Consider the following 3749-nt stretch of genomic DNA (forward strand, 5'->3'; position numbering starts at 1 on the left):
CCTGATCGACCTTGAGGACGCCACGGCCCCGGAGGTCAAGGCGGCCGCCCGTGCCCAGGTCGCCGCAGCGGTCACGGCGCGCGGCTTCGGCGCCCGCGAGGTGGTGGTGCGCATCAACGCGCCCGAGACCGAGGACGGTGAGGCCGATCTCGTGGCGCTCGCTGCGGCCGCACCGGATGCCATTCTGGTGCCCAAGGTGCGCACCTCCGACACGCTGATCGCGGTCGGATCCCGGCTTCGCCGGCTCGGCGCGCCCCTGGCGACGCGGGTCTGGGCGATGATCGAGACTCCGATGGCGGTGGTGAACGCCGCCGAGATCGCGGGCGCGGCCCGGGACGTGGACGGGCGGCTCGCCGCCCTGGTGATCGGCCCGAACGACCTGCTGAAGGCGTCCCGGATCCGGCCCCCGGGGCGGGCCGCCCTGATGCCCTGGCTGATGACCGTGCTGGCCGCCGCCCGGGCCTACGAGATCGAGGCGATCGACGGCGTCTTCACCGACCTCGCCGACGCGGCCGGATTCGAGGCGGAGTGCGTCCAGGGGCGCGACCTCGGCTTCGACGGCAAGATGCTGATCCATCCGAGCCAGATCGGCCCGGCCAACGCGGCCTTCGGCCCGGATGCCGCGGAGATCGCGCAGGCGCGGTCGTTGATGGACGTCTTCGACGCGCCGGAGAACCGGGCGCGCGGGGTCATCGCGGTGGATGGGAAGATGGTCGAGCGCCTCCATGTCGAGGCCGCCCGGCGGACCCTCGCCATGGCCGAGGCGATCGCGCGTCTCGGCGCGTGAGCGACCGGCCGGAGATCGGCCTGCGGCTGCTCGATCCGCGGCTGCCGGGCTGGGGCTTCCCGCGCTGGGGCTCGTCGGCCGCGGCCGGCCTCGACCTGCACGCCTGCCTCGACGCGCCGCTGGTGCTCCCGCCCCAGGGCAAGCCGGCGCTGATCCCGGCGGGGTTCGGCGTCCTGATCCGCGATCCCGATTGGTGCGGCCTGATCTTCCCGCGCTCGGGGCGCGGGCACCGCGAGGGTCTGGTGCTGGGCAACGGCACCGGCGTCATCGACGCGGATTACGAGGGGCCGCTGATGGTTTCCGCCTGGAACCGCGACGAATCCGAGCCGGTCCGGATCGAGCCGGGCGAGCGGATCGCCCAGCTGGTCTTCACGCGGATCACCCGGCCGGTCCTGACCGTGCTGGGTGGCGAGCCCGGCCCCGGCTCCGAGCGGGGGTCGGGCGGGTTCGGGTCGAGCGGGCGGTAGGCGCCCTCAGTCGAGCGTCTTGCCGAGTCGCCCCGCCAGATCCTGGATGAACTGGAAGGCGGTCCGGCCCGAGCGGGAGCCGCGGGTGGTGGCCCATTCAAGGCATTCGGCGCGCAGCTGCTCCGGCGGCACGGCGAGGCCATAGCGCTCGGCATAGGCGCGGATCATCGCCAGGTACTCGTCCTGGCTGCACTTGTGGAAGCCGAGCCAGAGGCCGAACCGGTCCGAGAGCGAGACCTTCTCCTCGACCGCCTCGCCGGGGTTGATCGCCGTGGAGCGCTCGTTCTCCACCATGTCGCGGGCGAGCAGGTGCCGGCGGTTCGAGGTGGCGTAGAACAGCACGTTGTTCGGCCGCCCCTCGATGCCGCCATCGAGCGCGGTCTTGAGCGACTTGTACGAAGTGTCGTCGGCGTCGAAGGAGAGGTCGTCGCAATAGACCAGCCAGCGATGCGGGTCCGGCCGAAGCAGGGCCATCAGGTCCGGCAGGGCCTCGATGTCCTCGCGGTGGATCTCCACGAGCTTCATCGGCCGGCTGCCGGCGGGCCTGCGGGCGTTGATCTCGGCATGGGCCGCCTTGACCAGCGACGACTTGCCCATGCCGCGGGCGCCCCACAGCAGGGCATTGTTGGCCGGCAGGCCGCGGGCGAAGCGCTCGGTGTTCTCCACCAGGGTGTCGCGCGCCCGGTCGATGCCGGTGAGCAGGCCCATCTCCACCCGCGCCACCTGCGCCACCGGGGTCAGCCGGCGCTCGGGGCCCCACAGGAAGGCGTCCGCGGCATCGGGATCGAAGGCCGGCGGGGCGGCGGGCGCGGCCCGCTCCAGCGCGGTGGCGATGCGCTCCAGGAGCGGCATCAGGGTATCCAGGGTCGCGGGGCTCGTCATCGGATCGGGGGGTTCGCGTACGGGTCGGTCAGGCGGCCGGTTCTACGGGGAAGATCCGGGGAAATCATCCGTATCCGGATGCATGGCCCGGGCCTTCCGAACGGGAACCCGGATCGGGCGTTGATCATCGCGGCAGCACGGGTGCCGTAACGGCCGGGGGGCATGATGGACGCGGGACCGACGATCCGGATCACCCAGGTCGCCGATTACGTCTTCACGGTGGATTTCGGCGCGGCCCTGCCGGCGCTTCTCACCGACGAGGCGCCTCCGATCGGCGGCGGGACCGGGCCGTTCCCCGAGCAGCTGCTGATCTCCGGCGTCGCGAACTGCCTCTGCGCCAGCCTGGTCTTCGCCCTGGGGAAATTCCGCCAGGAGGCGCGGGGCGTGGCCGCCGAGGCGTCCTGCCGGCTGGAGCGCAACCCTGCCGGGCGGCTCCGCGTCACCGCGATCGACGTGCGGATCCGCCTCGGCGCGGCGGCGGCCGACATGCCGCGGATCGACCGGGTGCTGGAGCAATTCGAGCGGTTCTGCACCGTCTCGGAGAGCGTGAAGGCCGGGATCCCGGTCGCCGTGTCGGTGGCCGATTGCGACGGCACGCGCCTGAAATGACCGGCGCCTCGGGGAAAGATCGGCCGCCCGGCGCATTGCCTAGCACCAACCGGCCGCCGGAGCCGGACGAGGAGACGCCATGTCGGATCAGACGCGAGAACCCGCCCGCGCCCCCGAGGACCTTGCCGCCCTGTTCAACCAGCGCGCCAATGCCGGCGATGTCGAGGGCCTCGTCGCCCTCTACGAGCCCGAGGCGGTGCTGGCCGCCGGCCGGGTCGTCGCCACGGGCCATGCCGAGATCCGGAGCTTCTACGCCGACCTGCTGGCGCGCAAATCCGACTTCCCGGCCCCGGAGACGCTGCCGCCCCTGCGCAACGGCCCCCTCGCCCTGACCTTCGCGCGGCTGCCGAACGGCGCCCTGTCGGTGGAGGCCGCCCGGGAGCAGGCGGACGGGACGTGGCTCTGGGCGATCGACCAGCTCAAGATCGCGCCGCCGAAGAGCTGACCGTCGGCCCGGACGCGCCCCCGCGCTTGTCCCACCGGACGCGATGCGGCAAAGCGGAGCCCGCGCGCTCGACGCTGCGCAGAAGACCCGAGCCGACTCGATGCACGACATCCGCGCCATCCGGGAGAACCCGGACGCCTTCGACAGCGACCTCGCCCGCCGGGGCCTCGCGCCGCTCTCGGCCGCGCTGATCGCGCTGGACGAGGCGCGGAAGGCGTCGGTCTCGGCCGCGCAGGCCAACCAGGAGCGGCGCAACGCCCTGGCCAAGGAGATCGGCGGCGCCAAGAAGGCCAAGGACGAGGACCGCGCCGCCGCCCTGATGGCGGAGGTCGCGGCCCTGAAGGGCGCCGAGCCGGAACTGAAGGCCGCGCAGGACGCGGCCGACAAGGCGCTGGCGGACAAGCTCGCCGCGATCCCGAACCGGCCNGAACCCGACGTGCCCGAGGGTGCCGACGAGCACGGCAACGTCCTCTACCGCAGCCACGCCGCGACCCGCGAGCGGCTTTACCGAGGGGCGCGAGCATTTCGAACTCGGCGAGCCGGCCGGCCTGATGGATTT

The 3749-nt window shown here is 72.9% G+C and carries 5 protein-coding genes and 1 pseudogene; 5 read left to right on the forward strand and 1 reads right to left on the reverse strand.

Features of this window, described 5'->3' with window-relative positions; genetic code table 11:
- Position 1 precedes the first annotated feature (1 nt).
- Together I53_RS14245 and dut are read left to right on the forward strand one after the other, a co-directional pair.
- Positions 2 to 787 (forward strand): CoA ester lyase, encoded by a 786-nt coding sequence (locus tag I53_RS14245; RefSeq protein WP_083936059.1) that lies wholly within the window; start codon positions 2 to 4, stop codon positions 785 to 787.
- Positions 784 to 1254 (forward strand): dUTP diphosphatase, encoded by a 471-nt coding sequence (dut, locus tag I53_RS14250; RefSeq protein ID WP_043351779.1) that lies wholly within the window; start codon positions 784 to 786, stop codon positions 1252 to 1254. The genes I53_RS14245 and dut overlap by 4 nt, the downstream gene beginning before the upstream one ends.
- Positions 1255 to 1260: 6 nt before the next feature.
- Here the strand turns inward: dut and I53_RS14255 are convergent, their stop codons facing one another.
- On the reverse strand, positions 1261 to 2136 hold the full coding sequence (locus I53_RS14255; RefSeq protein WP_043351780.1) for an ATP-binding protein: 876 nt from the start codon (positions 2134 to 2136) through the stop codon (positions 1261 to 1263).
- Positions 2137 to 2301: 165 nt separating this feature from the next.
- On the opposite strand from I53_RS14255, the gene I53_RS14260 reads away from it, so the two are divergent.
- The 3 genes and pseudogenes from I53_RS14260 to I53_RS14270 form a co-directional block, all read left to right on the forward strand.
- A complete protein-coding gene (locus I53_RS14260; RefSeq protein WP_043351783.1) occupies positions 2302 to 2745 on the forward strand; it encodes an OsmC family protein in 444 nt (147 codons plus the stop codon).
- A 79-nt stretch (positions 2746 to 2824) separates the two neighbouring features.
- Entirely contained in the window at positions 2825 to 3190 is a 366-nt protein-coding gene (locus I53_RS14265) for a nuclear transport factor 2 family protein (protein ID WP_043351782.1), read from the forward strand.
- Between the two features lie 100 nt (positions 3191 to 3290).
- Positions 3291 to 3749, forward strand: a pseudogene (locus I53_RS14270) (serine--tRNA ligase); the annotation flags it as partial.

This window comes from Methylobacterium sp. B1 (assembly GCF_000333255.1).
GTDB lineage: Bacteria > Pseudomonadota > Alphaproteobacteria > Rhizobiales > Beijerinckiaceae > Methylobacterium > Methylobacterium fujisawaense.